This is a genomic window from Ferruginibacter paludis (assembly GCF_030409685.1).
Taxonomy (GTDB): Bacteria; Bacteroidota; Bacteroidia; order Chitinophagales; family Chitinophagaceae; genus Ferruginibacter; species Ferruginibacter paludis.
The window spans coordinates 94,567-111,877 of record NZ_JAUFQJ010000005.1; the positions used below are offsets into that span (position 1 = coordinate 94,567).

General features: G+C 42.2%; 12 protein-coding genes. 6 read left to right on the forward strand and 6 right to left on the reverse strand.

The features are described from left to right. Window positions 1-28 precede the first annotated feature (28 nt). The gene (locus QWZ08_RS09765; protein WP_290337215.1) at window positions 29-994 is read left to right on the forward strand and encodes a c-type cytochrome; all 966 of its coding nucleotides are present in this window, start codon (window positions 29-31) and stop codon (window positions 992-994) included. Between the two features lie 255 nt (window positions 995-1,249). Here QWZ08_RS09765 and QWZ08_RS09770 read toward each other — a convergent pair whose 3' ends face one another. After that, entirely contained in the window at window positions 1,250-1,726 is a 477-nt protein-coding gene (locus QWZ08_RS09770; protein WP_290337216.1) for a nuclear transport factor 2 family protein, read from the reverse strand. 51 nt (window positions 1,727-1,777) lie between these two features. Here QWZ08_RS09770 and QWZ08_RS09775 point away from each other — a divergent pair, with 51 nt between their 5' ends. The 3 genes from QWZ08_RS09775 to QWZ08_RS09785 all read left to right on the forward strand — a co-directional run bounded on the left by QWZ08_RS09775 (window position 1,778) and on the right by QWZ08_RS09785 (window position 5,523). After that, the gene (locus tag QWZ08_RS09775; RefSeq protein ID WP_290337217.1) at window positions 1,778-3,649 is read left to right on the forward strand and encodes a CocE/NonD family hydrolase; all 1,872 of its coding nucleotides are present in this window, start codon (window positions 1,778-1,780) and stop codon (window positions 3,647-3,649) included. A gap of 254 nt (window positions 3,650-3,903) precedes the next feature. Then, complete coding sequence (locus tag QWZ08_RS09780; RefSeq protein ID WP_290337218.1) at window positions 3,904-4,842, forward strand: cation diffusion facilitator family transporter; 939 nt, start codon at window positions 3,904-3,906, stop codon at window positions 4,840-4,842. A gap of 240 nt (window positions 4,843-5,082) precedes the next feature. Then, a complete protein-coding gene (locus QWZ08_RS09785) occupies window positions 5,083-5,523 on the forward strand; it encodes an SET domain-containing protein-lysine N-methyltransferase (protein ID WP_290337219.1) in 441 nt (146 codons plus the stop codon). Window positions 5,524-5,542: 19 nt separating this feature from the next. Here QWZ08_RS09785 and QWZ08_RS09790 read toward each other — a convergent pair whose 3' ends face one another. From QWZ08_RS09790 to QWZ08_RS09800, 3 genes are all read right to left on the reverse strand, one after another. Beyond that, on the reverse strand, window positions 5,543-6,208 hold the full coding sequence (locus QWZ08_RS09790) for an ABC transporter ATP-binding protein (RefSeq protein ID WP_290337220.1): 666 nt from the start codon (window positions 6,206-6,208) through the stop codon (window positions 5,543-5,545). A gap of 164 nt (window positions 6,209-6,372) precedes the next feature. Beyond that, entirely contained in the window at window positions 6,373-8,760 is a 2,388-nt protein-coding gene (locus QWZ08_RS09795; protein ID WP_290337221.1) for an ABC transporter permease, read from the reverse strand. A gap of 50 nt (window positions 8,761-8,810) precedes the next feature. Continuing rightward, window positions 8,811-11,216, reverse strand: coding sequence for an ABC transporter permease (locus QWZ08_RS09800; protein WP_290337222.1), 2,406 nt, complete (start codon window positions 11,214-11,216; stop codon window positions 8,811-8,813). Between the two features lie 183 nt (window positions 11,217-11,399). Here QWZ08_RS09800 and QWZ08_RS09805 point away from each other — a divergent pair, with 183 nt between their 5' ends. After that, window positions 11,400-11,627, forward strand: coding sequence for a hypothetical protein (locus QWZ08_RS09805; RefSeq protein ID WP_290337223.1), 228 nt, complete (start codon window positions 11,400-11,402; stop codon window positions 11,625-11,627). After that, window positions 11,617-12,027: a putative toxin-antitoxin system toxin component, PIN family gene (locus tag QWZ08_RS09810; protein ID WP_290337224.1), complete on the forward strand. Its 411-nt coding sequence runs from the start codon at window positions 11,617-11,619 to the stop codon at window positions 12,025-12,027. Before QWZ08_RS09805 ends, QWZ08_RS09810 begins: the two co-directional genes overlap by 11 nt. An 84-nt stretch (window positions 12,028-12,111) precedes the next feature. Here the strand turns inward: QWZ08_RS09810 and QWZ08_RS09815 are convergent, their stop codons facing one another. Together QWZ08_RS09815 and QWZ08_RS09820 are read right to left on the reverse strand one after the other, a co-directional pair. Next, entirely contained in the window at window positions 12,112-14,496 is a 2,385-nt protein-coding gene (locus QWZ08_RS09815) for an ABC transporter permease (RefSeq protein ID WP_290337225.1), read from the reverse strand. Window positions 14,497-14,650: 154 nt separating this feature from the next. Then, complete coding sequence (locus QWZ08_RS09820; protein ID WP_290337226.1) at window positions 14,651-17,089, reverse strand: ABC transporter permease; 2,439 nt, start codon at window positions 17,087-17,089, stop codon at window positions 14,651-14,653. Between the last annotated feature and the right edge of the window lie 222 nt (window positions 17,090-17,311).

The following is a 17,311-nucleotide window of genomic DNA, read 5'->3' on the forward strand; positions in this document are numbered from 1 at the left end:
AGCAGCCTGAAGCGCAGCGCAACGTATTATGATGTACATACTAAACAGCCGGCAAGGCGGCATTTGGGGTTTATTGTTTTTGATAGTGGTTATATCTGCAGGGTGTGGTGAACAATCCGGTCACAAACAAAACTTAACAACAGCGTCAACGGATGTGTGGCAGGCACCCGATACCGCTGCGCTTGCATCCATGCCGGACGGTAATTTAATAAAATATGGCAGGGAGCTGATTGCTAATACGGCGGCCTATCTTGGCCCTAAAGGCAAGGTGGCCCAAATAAGCAATGGAATGAACTGTGGCAACTGCCACCTGGATGCCGGCACCCGCCCAAATGGAAATAACTTTGCATCGGTAGCATTTACTTATCCCCGGTTCAGAATGCGCAGCGGCAAAAAAGAGTCAATACAGTTTAGAGTAGAAGATTGTATGCAGCGAAGTTTAAACGGAAACACACTCGACAGCAATGGCAAAGAAATGAAAGCCATGGTGGCCTATATCAAGTGGCTCGGTAAGGACGTTACTTCGAATACAGTAATAAAAAAAGATCCTGATTTACCATTCATCGAAAGGGCTGCTTCCATAAAAAACGGAGCTGCTGTGTATGCCTTGCGTTGCACCACTTGCCATGGTGCAAATGGAAATGGCCTGGCGAAACCAGATTCTACCGGGTACATTTATCCGCCATTGTGGGGTCCTGACAGTTATAATACTAGTGCCGGTAACTATATGCTTTCGCGGCTGGCGGGTTTTGTAAAACACAATATGCCTTATACCGTTGCACCACAGGCACCGGTACTCACAGATGAAGAAGCATGGGATGTGGCTGCATTCATCAATTCACAAAAAAGACCGGTTAAAGTTTTTCCCGGCGACTGGCCAGTGTTAGCTACCAAACCTGTGGACTATCCCTTCGGTCCTTATGCAGATACTTTTTCTGAATTGCAACATAAGTATGGGCCGTTTACGGCGATTAAAAAAGCATCCCACAAATAGGCAGGTGATAGCTTGATTGATTTTTGATGATTGGTGAATCAATGTCGTTTACTTAGCGAATGAAGGTGGTCGACCTTTTTATAGTTGTCAGTTTTTAATAAGGTCGGCCACCTTTTCCACGTCACTGAAATTCCTTAAGTAAACGACATTGATTGGTGAATACTTACGAATTGGAAGCGATCCACAAAATTATAAAAGCACAAGAGTGCGACGCCAATGCAGTTCCACAAAGCTTCTTAGCCCGGTTAAAAAAAACTATTTGTTCTTTGCTTCCATAAATTTCATCAGATTTTTTCGGGCGGTATTTTTAATTTTATTTTGAAAGAAGCTGTTCCAGCCGAAGAGTGTGCCGGTTAGACCAAATGCCTGTTTGCTCCATTTGTGTACACTGAAGCCATCACTATGTTCAATAATTTTGCCGCCGGCGAAACGCATGTTGGCCTTTACTTTATTTACAACCTGCTTACCGGTAGCAGAAAAAATATAAGTCGCCGTCCAGTCGCAGGTACTGTACTCATCATCCAGCGCAACAATGTTGCCGTAGGTTAACGAAAATTGCCTGGCATTTTTACACAGCATTTCCCACATGCTCCTCACCTCTCCTCCTTTCAGCAATCCAAACACGGGATCAAAAAAAACAATGTCTTCACTGTAACAACTATTCATGGCAGCTGCATCCAGTTGCTGAAAAGCGGTATAGAATTTTTCAATCAGTTGCGTGTTGGTGTCCATCTTTTTTTATCTGGTATGTTTCGCTAAATTGAGCAATCTAAATGATGTAACATGAAAAAATGGGTATTTCTTTTTTTACTGGCAGGCTTTTCTTTTTCAGCAACGGCGCAAAATGAAGACAGCAGCTGGTTTGCAAACAATTATTACAAGATAGAACGTATGGTGCCGATGAGAGATGGCATCCGTTTATTTACTGCTTTTTATATTCCGAAAGACAGCGCAGCGAGGCATCCCTTTCTGATGACCCGTACGCCTTATTCCTGCGCACCTTATGGTGAAAATAAATTTTCGGGCTTATGGAGAAGTTACCGCATGGCCTACCTGAAAGAAAAATACATCATCGTTACACAGGATGTACGTGGCCGTTATATGAGCGAAGGCGTGTTTGCGGATGTGCGCCCGTTTAATAAAAATAAAAAAACAAAGAAGGATATTGATGAGGCCAGCGATACATACGATGCCATTGCCTGGATGCTGAAAAACATCCCGGGAAACAATGGTAAAGTAGGTGTGCTGGGTACCAGTTATCCCGGCTTTTATGCAACAGAAGCTGCGCTGAGCGGGCATCCGGCGTTAAAGGCGGTGAGTCCGCAGGCGCCGGTTACTGATTGGTTTATCGGGGATGACTTTCACCACAATGGCGCTTTCTTTGCGCTGGACGGATTTTCTTTTTATTCTTCATTTGGCAAGCCGCATCCGGTACCCACCAAAGATTATGGCCCCGGATTCAGCACACCCATCAAAGACAATTATCAATTTTACCTGCAGGCTGGTGCGGTAAAAAACTTAGCTGCTATGATTGGGGACAGCATTAAGTTCTGGCACGAGATGTACAAGCACCCCACTTATGATGCGTGGTGGCAGGCCAGGAATGCAAGGGTTGGTTTATACAATGTGCAGCCTGCTATGTTGTATGTAGGCGGATTGTTTGATGCCGAAGATTGCTTTGGTGCCTGGAACTGTTACAAGGCAACCAGGAAACAAAGTCCGGCTACCAATACCAAAATAGTAATGGGCCCCTGGTTTCACGGGCAATGGAGCGGTGAAGGAAGTTATATGGGCAATGTGCGTTTTGCTTCCAACACCAGCGCCTGGTACCAGCAAACCATGGAAGTGCCTTTTTTTAACTATTACCTAAAAGGGATAGGCAATGCGGATACCATCTCGCAGGCCAATATATTTTTCACGGGGGAAAACAGCTGGAAAAAACTACCCCAGTGGCCACCGGCAAATATTGAAAACAAAGCCCTGTATTTTCATGCCGGTGGTAAATTGTCTTTTGATAAACCTGTTGTAAAAACTGCTGCCTTTACAGAGTATACAAGCGACCCGGCTCACCCCGTGCCTTACGCTGATGGCGTTCATGAAGGAAGGACAAGAGAATACATGACCGATGACCAGCGTTTTGCTTCCAGGAGGCCCGATGTGCTTAGCTTTGAGACCGACACACTTACAGAAGAACTGACACTGGCCGGACCGGTGCTTGCTGATTTAATGACCAGCATAACCACAACAGATGCTGATTTTGTTGTGAAGGTAATAGATGTTTTTCCGGATGATTTTAAATATGATCCTTCTTTAAAAGGCAATGGTAAAGACTACCCGATGGGCGGTTACCATATGCTGGTGCGGGCAGAAATTATGCGGGGCAAATTCAGGAACAGTTATGAAAACCCGGAACCTTTTGCACCTGATAAAATAACGGAAGTGAAATATGCTTTGCCGGACGTGGCGCATACATTTAAAAAAGGTCACCGCCTGATGATACAGGTACAAAGTACCTGGTTTCCGCTGGCAGACAGGAACCCGCAAAAGTTCATCAATATTTATACAGCCAATGACAGCGACTTTCAAAAGGCCAGCATTAAAATATACCATGATGGAGTAAATGCATCGGCTGTTATTTTACCTGTTTTAAAATAATAGCGACTAGTAGTTTGTTGGTAAATCGTTTGATATAAACAGCTTACATTCTTTTTTTTCTTGAAAAAAAAAAGAAACAAGATCAAGGCTGCGAATAAAAAAAGTGTTTGATTAATGAAGGCTTAGCAAACCTCTTTTTCAATTGTTAACCCATTTTCTGCAATGATAAAAACAACAAAATATCAAGATTGCTAAAAAAATAATTTAGTGAAGCAGTAATCATTTATAAAATTGAGAACTGTTTTTGCTATGGGATGAGGAAAGCAAATAGTTCCCCGCTAAGAGGTATGGCTAAATCAAATCTTTCTATTTACAGTGCATTACTGGCAAACCTGGTGATTGCCGTTACAAAATTTGTTGCGGGAATTTTTAGTAATAGTTCGGCTATGATCGCCGAAGGCGTGCACTCACTGGCTGATACCATCAACCAGTTACTGATATTATTTGGCATCCGGCAAAGTAAAAAACCGCCGGATGCGTTGCGGCCTTTTGGTTATGGCAAGGAATTGTATTTCTGGTCATTTATTGTTTCTATTATCATTTTTGGGTTGGGTGGCGGTGTGTCTGTTTACCAGGGCTATGAGCATATCATTCATCCAAAAATGTCGGGCGATATCACCTGGAATTACCTGGTGCTGGCCATATCGTTTGTTTTTGAAGGCAGCTCCTTAATAATAGCTGCTAAAGAATTTAATAAGGTACGCAAAGGTGAAAGCTGGTGGCGGGCCATTGTAAAAAGTAAAGATCCTTCTGCATTTCTGGTATTGTTTGAAGATGGTGCGGCCGTGCTTGGACTCATCATTGTTGCCATTTGTTTATTTGCCGGGCACCAATTAAACCTTCCATACCTGGATGGCGTTGCTTCGCTGCTGGTGGGTATTTTACTGGTTGGGGTTTCCCTTATACTTGCAAGAGAAAGCAGAAGTTTGTTGATGGGTGAAGGCATTGCTTCATCAACACGTCAACGGATCAGCACACTGATACAACAAGACCCCGCTGTAGAAAAAACGGTGCATATTTTATCCACCTATCAATCGCCGGAGGAAGTATTGCTGATGCTGATTGTTGCATTTAAAGCCGATCTTGATACAGCAGAAATAAACGATTCCATTGTGCGGATAAGGGCAGCTATTAAAAAGGAATTTTCTTTTGTACGCTTCATTATTATTCAGCCGGAATTATTTGAAAAATAAAAAAATGATTTTTAGATTTGGTAATACATTGCAATACCATTCCAAAATTCATTTTATCTGTACCCTTCGAAACTGAAACTGGTATGTTACTTGCCTTGTTGATAAAAATAGTATTCCCCATAAAAACAATAACGCATTTTTAGCAAAGGTTCTGTATCTTTCGCCGGATTGTACCACACGACGACAGATGCAGTTGCCTGCCAGCTACATGCAGTATTATTAACCAATACATTTTACCATATGAACGTAGCAGAACGCAAGCTGGTCGTTAAAGAATCTATGTTGCCTGGCGCAGGCAAGGGGTTGTATACAGAAGAATTAATTGAGAAGGGCAGTTGTATCATTGAGTACAAAGGCACGGTTACAACCTGGAAAAATGTGGCACACGATGATGGAAAAAATGCCTACGTTTTTTATGTAAACCGCAACCATGTTACGGACGCAAGGGATCATCCGCATGAACTGGCCCGCTATGTAAATGATGCAAAAGGCATTCAGCAGGTAAAGGGGATTACCAACAATGCGGAGTATGTTGTTATTAAGAGACGCATTTATATCTACGCTACTAAAAATATTCCTGCCGGCGCTGAAATTTTTGTTGGCTATGGAAAAGGTTACTGGGATACTATCCGGGGCTACCTGAAAGAGGCAGCACAAAACAGTACCGCAGCAACCGTTTAATGTTTATTAAAGTTTAACCTTAGCGCTGTATCAATCCGTCTTTCAGGCGTATAACCCGGTTACCGTACGTGGCGTTATGTTCACTGTGCGTAACCTGCACGATGGTTACTTTTTCCTGTTCATTTAATTTTTTAAACAGTTCCATAATTTCAGTGGCCTGGTCGCTGTGCAGGTTACCCGTAGGCTCATCTGCAAAAATTACTTTGGGATTACCGGCGATGGCCCTTGCGATTCCCACCAGTTGCTGTTGACCTCCCGACAGCTGTGACGGAAACAAATCTTTTCTTCCCACAATGTTGAATTTATCCAGCAGCTCTGCTACCCTGCTTTTTCTTTCAGACGAATTGAGGCCTTTGTACAACAGCGGCGTTTCAATGTTTTCATACACCGTCAGTTCATCAATCAGGTGATAGGCCTGGAACACAAAGCCAATCTGGTTGCGGTGCAGTTCGGTTCGTTTCTTTTCTGTAAGCTTTGAAACGTTTTCACCCAGAAACAAATATTCGCCTTCATTGGCTTCTTCCAGCAGCCCTAAAATGTGCAGCAGTGTTGACTTTCCCGAACCTGAAGGTCCCATGATGGAAACAAATTCGCCTTCAGCAATATCAAGGCTTACATCGCTTAATACATAAGCTTTTTTTGAACCGGTGTTGTAGTACTTGTAGATCTTTTTTAGTTGTATCATGTTTTATTTTGCCATTCAGGCGTTTAGATATTTATGTTTATGTGTTTGCGGTTGTCAGGTCATTGTCTTTTTTGATGACAATACTTATTTTTTTGTGCTTCAAATTTCTCATTATTTCAACAAACCTGCGTGTGAATTTTCTTCCGCAACGGCGGAGATGGCGCTCATTCTGTTTTTAAAGTTTTTACCGGATTGGCAATGGCAGCTTTTACTGACTGAACACTGAGTGTCAGCAATGCAACCAGCATAGCCAGCATCCCGGCCATTAAAAAATATTGCGCCTTTATCGGGATATGATACGCAAAATCATTCAGCCAATACTTCATGCTAATTGCTGCTATTGGTGTTGCGACGACCAACGCAATCAATACCATCCCTATAAATTCTTTTGTAAGCAACGCAATAATGCTGGCAACAGAAGCACCCAATACTTTTCTTATGCCAATTTCCTTTGTACGCTGAACAGTACTAAAGGAAGTGAGGCCAAGCAAACCGAGGCAGGAGATGAAGACAGAGAGCACGGCGAAGCAGATAAATAATTTTCCAAACTGGTTGTCGGCCTTGTACTGCGCATTAAATGTATCGTCTGCAAAATTATAAACCAGCGGTAATCCTGGTGCGATAGCAGACCATTTTTTTTGAAGGGCACTAACCGTTGATGCCATATTCTCTGATGCAACATCCAGCGTTAAAAACGTAAAGAAACCCGGTGATACCTGCATGGTGAGTGGCATGATCGCCTCGTGCAGCGAATGAAAATGAAAGTCTTTGATCACGCCGATAACTAAGCCATTGCCGCCCCGCTGTGAAAATGGTTTTCCGATTGCATCCGCAGCATTATTAAAGCCAAGCCGCTTTACGGCAGACTCATTAATCACCATGGCATCCCGCATATCGCCGGCAAAATCTTTAGAAAATCCCCTGCCGGCAACTAGTTCCAGACCATATTGTTTTAAAAAATTATAATCAACAAAATAAGCATCTGCCTGAAGTTCCTGCGGCTCTTTATTTTCACCTTCAATGGTGGTAGGATATTTTGTATTGCTGCGGCCCGGGATGCTGGAAGATATACTTGATGAATGTATCCCCGGAATGCCGGTTAATTCAGCCATTACAGTTTCTCCGTGTTCGCTAATCCTCTCATCGTAGTGGAAATCTATTACAAGGTTATGCTCTTTTTTAAATCCCAGATTTTCATTTTGCATAAAGTTCAACTGGCTGTAAACAACAATGGTCGCAATGATCAGTACAATTGAAATTGTGAACTGGGTAATCACCAATCCCTTTCTTAAAATCAGTCCCTTTACATTGTTGACAAACTTGCCCTTAAGATTGCTGACTGGTTTAAAACGGGCAAGCACCAACGCGGGGTAAAGTCCGGAAAGCAGGCCCATAGCAATGGCCAGCAGTAAAAACAATCCGGCAAATTTTATATTACCAGCCATCCCGGTCGTGATAACTTTACCGGTTATGTTATTGACAAAAGGTTGCAATGCAGTACACAAAATAACTGCTATTGCAAATGCAATCAGGGATACGGTTAAGGCGTCGGTAAGAAACTGGTAAGTCAGCTGTTGTCTTGTTGCGCCGGTCACTTTTCTTACACCAATTTCTTTTGCTCTTTTTAAAGAAAGTGCAGTGGTAAGATTGATAAAATTAAAACAGGCGATAAACAATACAAAGATGGCTACAATTGAAAAAACATAGATGTTGGTGTAGTTACCCGAAGCAGTGGCACCCGCCTTGTTGCCTCTTGCCTGGCCATGCAGGTAAAGACTGTTAAGCGGCTCTGCCACCAGCGAATACTGCAAATTATTTTTTAACGGATGTTCTTTTGCAAAGCCGGCTAGTTTTGCGGTAAAGCCCGCTGCACTTGTATTTTCCTTTAAGAGAACATAGGTTGAAAAACCGAACCTGCTCCAGTTGGTCATCCAGTTTGTGCCTTCTTTAATTAAGGAAGACATTGAGAGAAAAATGTCAGTCCGGAAGTGCGAATTTTGTGGAATGTCTTTCATCACGCCTGTCACAGTCGCCGTGATTTTACCATCAAGCGTTAATGTTTTATTGATGCAATCGGTGGTGCCAAAATATTTTTTGGCAGCTGTTTCCGATAGCACCATGGCATAGGGATTATTAAAAACCGTTGCAGCATTGCCACTTATCAACGGAAAAGAAAAAACGCTGAAAACAGAGGGATCAGCATAAGCCAGTGTTTCCTCCCCGTAAGCATCCTGATCCTTTTGAACAATATAATAATCCAAAAAAATCCGGGTGGTGTTTTCTACTTCGGGAAAGGTGCTTTGCACTGCACCGGCAACAGCACCCGCCGATGTTTCGTGCGTAATTCCAGCCGGAGTTTCAACGTTGGTGCTTAGCCGCAGGATACGGTCGGCATTGGTATTAAACTGATCATAACTCAATTCGAAGTGAACAAAAAGCACGGCATAATAAACTACGGAAAAGGCAACCGCCAAACCAACCAGGTTAATGGCTGAAAACAATTTGTATGCCCTGAGATACCTGAACGTTGTTTTAAAATAATGTTTAATCATAACTCCAATTGAAACCCGTTATGCCGTGTTATTGTTACTAAAAATGCTTCCTACTCACTCTTTAAATTTTTCATCGGGTTGGCCAGTGCAGCTTTTAATGTTTGCAAAACAATCAGTAAAAGCGTTATCAAACCTAAGGCAATAATGGGCAACAAAAAAGGTTGTGCTGTTAAATTAATGCGGTAAGCATAATTGCTTAGCCAGCCGCTCATCAGGTAACAGGCAATGGGCACCGCCACAAAAGCTGCGAGTAGTACGATTGCCGCGAATTCTTTTATAAATAAGATTGTGATATGGGGTACCGATGCGCCTAATACTTTGCGGATGCTAATCTCCTTTACACGTTTGTGCACACTTAATGAAATTAAACCCAGCACGCCCAGCAACACAATGATGAGCGACAGAATGGTAGCAGTAAAAGCCGCTTTCTTTAATTGAATTTCATTGGCGTACAGGTTCTTCAATGTGTCATCCATAAACTGGTACTCGAAAGAACTGCCGGGCATTAACTGCGACCATTTTTTTTGAATGGCATCAATACTGGCCGTTGTGTTGCCGGGCTTCAATTTAAAAGAAAGATAGCGATGCACAACTGCCGTGTATACATTAAAAAATATGATCGGGCCCATTGCATTTTGCATACTGAAGAAATGAAAATTACCCGTAACGCCTTTAATGGTAAATGTAGTAGGATCGCCTGGAATACGCAGCTGCTGGCCAATGGCGGCGCCGGGCGTTTTATAGCCCAAGGCTGCAACCGCCTTTTCGTTGATGATTACTTTGCCGGAGTCTAACATACGGCTGTCAAAAAATTCACCACTCTGTAAAGGTATCTGGTAAGTGCTGAGGTAATTTTCATCCGTCACCAATGCCTGCATGCCGATTGTTTTGGTTGAATCGCCCCCGCTTTTATACACCTGCGGTTCATTGCCATTGTTGCCATTGGGTATTTCATAACTCAGTGTAACCGCACTTACCTGTGGCATCGCGGCAAACTCATTTCTGATGGTTTGCATTTTCTTTACACCGGCAGGGCTCCAGTCCCTCGGCACCTGCGACGCCACTACAAATTCTTTATTGTATCCTAAACTTTTGCTGAAAAAAAGTGATACCTGTTGTGTAACAATCACTGCCGCTATCAGCACAACCAATGCAATGGCGAATTGAAAACCAACGAGTGATTTGCGGAGTACAATATTTTCTTTTACCGTTTTTAATTTTCCTTTCAGTGAGCTGACCGTGTTATTGGCAGATAATACAAACGCAGGGTAAACGCCCGCCAGCAAAGCGATCAGCAATACCATCACCAACGGTACCATTAAAAAATAAAGTGGCAAAGATGACAATGCCGGAATTGCTTTTCCAACTATCCCTGCGAAAACAGGGCTTGCCAAAGGGTAAGCAGCCAGTGCCAATAATGTGGCCACCAACACCAATACAAACGACTCTGTGAGGAACTGCATGATAAACTGAATGCGCAAACCACCCAGCACTTTTCTTACACCAATCTCCCGCATGCGGCTGCCTGCATTGCTGATGGAAATATTGATAAAATTCACAACGGCCATCAGCAAAATAAACAGCGCAATAAAGGAGAGTGTATACAACATGCGTTTCACCAAGCCATTGTCTTTTTGAAGATAATACTCAGTTAGCGCAATGGGCCGGATGGTTAGATTTGCTCTTATTCCATCAGGCGCATTGGTTTGTATCAGTTGTTGAATGGCTTTTTCAACACCGGCGATGGTGGCTCCTTCCTTCAATTCAATGTAAGAAGGAATCCAGGTGTTGTTCCAGTCTTCAAGACTGGTACGTCCGAAAAAAGCATAAGTATTCGTCGGGATAAAGATGGTATTGTTGTTATTGTTATTCAGGTTGGTGACAGAGTTTTTTGGCGGGTCTTTTAAAACGCCGGTGATAGTAAAATCATTTTTACCACCGGAAAAGCTTTGGATGGAAATGGATTGTCCTACCGCATCTTTTTTTCCAAAATATTTGATGGCGGTGGCTGCTGTAATAACAGCTGTGTAAGGTTCTTTCAAAGCCGTGGCCGGATTGCCAGCTAACAATTCAAAGCCATACATGGATAGCATCGTACTGTCGCCTAATTGTATGCTTTCCCTGAAAGCCTTATCACCTTTGGTCACTCCAGAAGTAATGCCATCCCAACGGTAATAGTTCGCAACCAAAGATGGATAATCTTCTTTCAATCTTTTGGCAATGGGGGAAAGTGTTGTAACAGCATAATGTATATTCTCCCCTTTCCACTCGCTTTGCAAAAAGTATTGTCGTCCGGAATGATTTAATTTTTTATTTACCTGCAACTCTCCCCACACATACGCCCCTATAAGCAAGGTAAATGTAATGCCGGCAAAAAGCCCCAACACGTTTACAATGGAATAGAAACGATGTTTAATAATGTTTCTCCAGGCTGTTTTGAAATAGTTTTTTATCATGGCTGATAATTAAAATTAAGTTAACGTTATAATACCTTACAGGCACTTATACAAAATATGGTTGAAATTTTTGGACGCTACTATGGAGCAAGCCGGTATAACAAAATGGCTAAATTCACTTTGTAAAATTCTCATTTCAAAGGATTTATTTTTTTGTAATTTTATAAGAACAAAATGTTTTTTATGGAACGCATTGTAATTGAAGTAGCTGATGAAACCGCAAAAAAATGGCAGAATGTTTCTCCTAAGATAAAAAGCCATCTTGAAAAAAGTTTTGAAAAACAAATTGATGAGATTGTTCAACAATTGAAAGTAATTGAATTTGATAATCTGCTGCAATCTGCAGGCGAAGAAGCTGCCAGAAATGGCCTTACCGAAGAAACGCTTCAACAACTGCTGAATGAAGAATAATTTTTTCATCATAGATACCAATACACTTATCAGTGCATTTTTACTTCCCGATTCAGTAACAAAACAAGCATATAATAAAGCTGTACGATTGGGGAAATTATCGGCAAGTATTGAAACATACGACGAATTGCGGGAAGTATTTTTACGGCCTAAGTTTGATAAATATGTTTCGCCTGAAAAAAGATTGCTTATCATCAATGACATAAAGGAACTCCTGGTATTTATTGAGCCAACTGAAAAAATATTGGATTGCAGAGATCCAAAAGATAATAAATTTCTTGAGCTCGCAATCGTTGCAGGTGCATCCTGCCTTATCTCCGGCGACAAAGACCTGCTGATACTCCATCCATTTCGCAATATTCCCATTTTAAATGCCATCGATTTTATAAATAATTTTTGATTCCTCAAGGTGAACAGATTGATCATCCTGATTTATTCGGATGCCTTACATTATCAATTATCAACTAAAAATTATCCCATTAATTTACTCTGCTCTCAAACTTTTCACTGGGTTATGAATTGCTATCCGGAACGTTTGCCATACGATGGTAAAGCCGCCAACCAGCAGCATTGAAAAAAAGCCGGTCAGCAAAGTACCTGCACCAACCGCTACATGATAAGTAAAGTTGTGTAAAAATAATTGTGCTGCAATGTATCCAACAGGCACTGCAATACAACCTGCAATCACCAATAACCAGACAAAGTCTTTTGATAACAACAGCAACAACTGCACGATTTTGGCACCCATTACTTTTCTTACACCCACTTCTTTTGTTCTTATTTCTGAACTATAAGTTACCATGCCCAATAAACCAAGACAGGCGATGCAAAGCACGATACTGCATAACAACACCATTAATAACTGGTCGCTTCCGTGAAAATGATGAGCGTACAATGCCTTGTCATACCATTGCGCGGTAAATTCCTGGTGAGGGTTCAATTGCTTCCATAGGGCAGCAACAGAGCTTTTAAATTGATCTGCATTTACAGCCGGATTTGCTTTCACCTGCAGTACCGAAAAGTAAGCCGGGGTCTGCCGGATGATCATCGGAAAGATCGGGAAGAACATACTCATGGAATGAAAATCTTTTAACACACCTGCGACACGGACTTCACTGCTGTCACCTAAACGTATCAATTGTCCAACGGCTGACTGCGCATTGTCAAAATGAAGGCTGGCAACCGCCCGTTCATTGATCAGCACCGAACTCCCTGCAGAATCATTTGTTGCGGGCAATATATTATTTCCCGCGACCAGCTTCAATTGCATTACTGAAATAAAATGCTCATCGGCAGAAAGTATTTCCGCTGATGAGTAAAAATCTTTTTCTATACGAAATGCTTTTTGCTGATTTCCCCCATTTATCCCGAGTGTGTAAGACGTGGCTGTCACTTCCTCCACGCCGGGAATTTTCTTCAGTTCATTCGCCAGTTTTTGATGATCACTTCCGTACAGTTCAATATTTAAAATATTGCTTTTTGCGAAACCGTATTCAGCGGTAGCCATAAATTTTTGTTGCTGGTACATGGCCAGCATAAAGATGATGCCGGTGAGTAACATGGCAAATTGTGTTACCACTAGTGCTTTGCGGATTGTAATACCTTTCATCACCGTCAACGCCTTTTGCCCTTTTATCGCTACCGCGGGGCGGATGGCTGATAATATTCTTGCCGGAATGCAGCCAGCAACAATGCCAGCTATGATTGCAAATAAAAACAAGCTTGAATAAAAGGCTATCGAAAGTTGAGCGTCATTAAAAACATCCTGGATAACGTTCATAGGTTTCAACAGCCCCAGCACCAGCAAAGCCAGTAATAAGGCCAGCAAACTGAAGCAAACAGATTCTACAATAAACTGCGCAAAAACCTGCCCTGGCCCTGCACCGATCACTTTGCGCAAACCAATTTCTTTAGACCTGGTAAGTGATCTTGCCAATGTAAGATTGATATAATTAAACCCGGCCAGTATCAGCGTGATCAACCCGATGCCTATTTCAACCAGCAGTTTTCCGTAAGTAGTGCCTGCAGGAAAATTTAAAAGGTCTTCACGGGAAGGGTTGATGTCATTTAGCAATTGACACCGGTAAGCAAAAGAGCGCTGGTCATTATTTGCGCCGATAGCAGATGTAGAGATATTGGCCACTTGTGCAATGGCTGCATCCAGGCGACTTTTTACACCACCCCGTTTTAACAGCACATACGTGTACGATGCCCAGGGGTTCGTCCAGTTATTGGTTTCTGCGATGTTGACACCGTTTTTTTCAATCGCTGTAATAGTACTGGAAGCAGCCAGCATATCAAATACCAAATGCGATTTTTTAACGGGTGTTGCAACAATACCCGTCACTAAAAAATCGCCCCAGTCTTTATGGTGTAATATTTTCCCAACGGCATTGGCGGTGCCAAAAAAGCGGCTGGCTGTTTCGGCGGTAACAACCGCTGTATGTGGCGCATCGTTAAATGCCCCCAATAACAATTTAAATCCGAAGACCTTAAAAAAAGAGACGTCAGCAAAAGAAGTGGATGTTTTTAGTATCTTACCCGCTGCCTCAAATTCCGCTTTCCTAGCCGGTACCACATGTACAATCTCTTCAACAAAAGGATAATTATTTTTTAATTGTGTTGCAACCGGATAGGGCGTACTGGCGTACGCCTCCCGTTGATTTTCTTTAAATGTTACATCCGTTATAATGCGGTAAGTACGTTCCGGCATCGGATGGAAAGTATCATAGTTATATGCCTTATTAAAATCAATCAATGCAATAATGCAGATCACCATCCCGGCGGCCAGACCAACAATATTGATGAATGAAAACAACCGGTGTTTCCACAAACTCCGCAAGGCGATTTTAAAATAGTTTCTAATCATTAGTTTGGCCGCTACGGCGTTTAAACGTTTATTATTTTTTGCTCTGCCGGTGAGATGTTAAGACGTTTTTAATTTTTAATTTCCAGTATCTAAAAACTCTTCACCAAATATGCTACGCCTTTCACCCCCCTTGTGGGGCAGGAGGGGTTCGCTTCTACTCACTCCTCAAACTCTTCACCGGGTTAGTCAACGCCGCTTTAATACTCTGGTAACTCACTGTAAGCAAAGCAATCAGCATCGCCGAAAGACCAGCCGCAACAAATACCCACCAGGGCATATTGATGCGGAAGGCAAAATCTTTTAACCAGAAATGCATCAACGTCCATGCAACTGGAACGGCTACAATCAATGCAATTAAAACCAGCCGTAAAAAATCAGCAGACAATAATTTCACCAGGCTTTCTGTAGTAGCACCCAGCACTTTCCGCACGCCCATTTCTTTGGTGCGCTGTTCAGCCATATAAGTAGCAAGACCAAATAATCCAAGACAGGCAATCAATATGGCAACAATGGAAAGACTGAGGCCCAGCTTGCCTGTGCGCTGTTCTACCTTATACATTTCATTAAAGGAGTCATCTAAAAACTGGTAGCTGAAAGGCATTGCCGGCGACAATTTTTTCCATTCTGTTTCTATGTTAGCAACCAACCCTTTTACATCCGCAGTGCTAACTTTAAACGCAGTCGCCCAGCCCGCATCACCCAAACGAAAACAAAGTGGCGCTACCGTTTGCCGCAATGATTCGTAATGAAAGTTTTTCACCACGCCGATGATATTGTATGCAAAAAGTTGCTTTGAAAACTGTCCTTCCCCATAACTATAAATCTTATTACCAATCGGATCTTTATAGCCCAGCAATGCTGCCGTACTTTCATTAATGATCACTGCGCCGGAGTCTGCACCAAAGTCTTTTGAAAAATTTCTTCCCTGTATAATCTCCATCCCCATCGTTTTGATGTAGTCATAATCAATGCGCCAGGTCTGCATGTTCAACCCACTTTTAGAATCCATCACGGCACTTTTCGAATAAGTAAAATCGCTTCTTGAAGAATTGGATACCGGTAGAAAGCCCGCAGAACTGGCGCCGTTTACGCCGGTGATTTTGGCTACTTCATTCTTAAACACTTCACTGTTCTTGCCAAGTGAACCAGTACCGTTTACAATCAGCAACTGGTCTTTATTAAAGCCCAGTTTTTTTGTCTGAATATAATTGAGCTGGCGATATACCACCATCGTTCCAACAATCAAAATAATGGATGTACTGAATTGAATTACAACAAGCGCATTTCTTAAGCCGCTCTTTTTTACGCCTGCATTCATCTTTCCCTTTAATACTGTTATTGGCTTAAAGCCCGATAAATAAAATGCAGGGTAACCACCGGCCACTACGCCAACCGCTAGCGGCAGCAAGATTAAAAATGTAAGATAACCCGGTCGCAGCAAGTCAGTAATAGCAAGGCTTTTACCAGATAGCGCGTTAAAATATTGCATGCAAAAAGCAGCAATCACCAGGGCGATTAACAGTGAAACAAAAGTCATTAAAACAGACTCGGTAAGAAACTGCCCGATTAACGCTTTCCTTTGCGTGCCCATCACTTTCCGCATGCCCACTTCCTTTGCCCTGCCAGCTGAACGGGCCGTTGACAGATTCATAAAATTGACACAGGCCAGCAGCAACACAAAAAAAGCAACGGCAGAAAAAATATACACATACTCCACGCTGCCATTAATACCCAGCTCCGGACTGCGGTCGGAATGCAGGTGAATATCCGTTAACGGCATCAAAGTGTATTCTAATTTATTACCGGCTTTTTTAAAGTCTGCCAATGAACTGATATTCAAAAATTGACTGGCCTGTGGCAGTACATATTTCTCGGCTACCTGCGCAAAGTTTTTTTCAAATACCTTGTAGTCTGTACCTTCTTTCAACACGATATAGGTCTGGTGATTACAACTTAAATAGTTGCCAAAATCGTACTGCACATTGTCCATCGAAAAAATAAAATCAAAATTAAAATGGGCGTTGTGGGGTATGTCTTTTATCACTGCGGTCACCTTGTATAAGGTGCTGTTGTTTTCATTGGTTTCAATGGTTTTACCAACAGCATCGGTGGTGCCAAAATATTTCATTGCCGTTGAAGCGTTGATTACCACCGTGTTTGGCTCGTTTAAAGCAGTCTTCGTATTACCCCCAACAGCTGGTAATGTAAACACATCAAACAGCGTCGAATCCGCATGCACCACATTGTTTTCATTGATAAATTCATTGCCTTTTTTTACCAGCTTCGAGCCATTCGAATTGTAAAACCGAACATATTCTTCCACCTGCGGGTAATCTCTTTTTAAGGTAGCGCCCATCGGGTCGCAGGTGGTGGCCATGTGCAGGTTCGTGCCTCCAAAAACAATATCTGTATTCACCCGGTAAATCCGGTTGGCCTTTTCATTAAACCGGTCATAGCTCAGCTCATCCGCCACATACAACGCAATCAGAATAAAACAAGCCAGGCCAGATGCAAGGCCGGTAATATTGATGACAGAGAAGGCTTTGTTTTTCACCAAATTTCTCCAGGCTATTTTAAAGTAATTTTTCAGCATCGGTTACAATTTTATTGTTTAAAGTATTTGTTTTAAATCATTTTTTGCCCAAACTAAAACCACAGCAATGGTCATCATCGTTGCGTCGCCCTCTTGTACATTTTAAGCTTTGTGGTACTGCCCCTCAATTTGCTACTGCCTTAATTTTATTTATAATCATTTTCAAAAAAACGGAAACTCCTGCGGAGTTAAATACAGAAAAACAATGTTCACATTCTACAA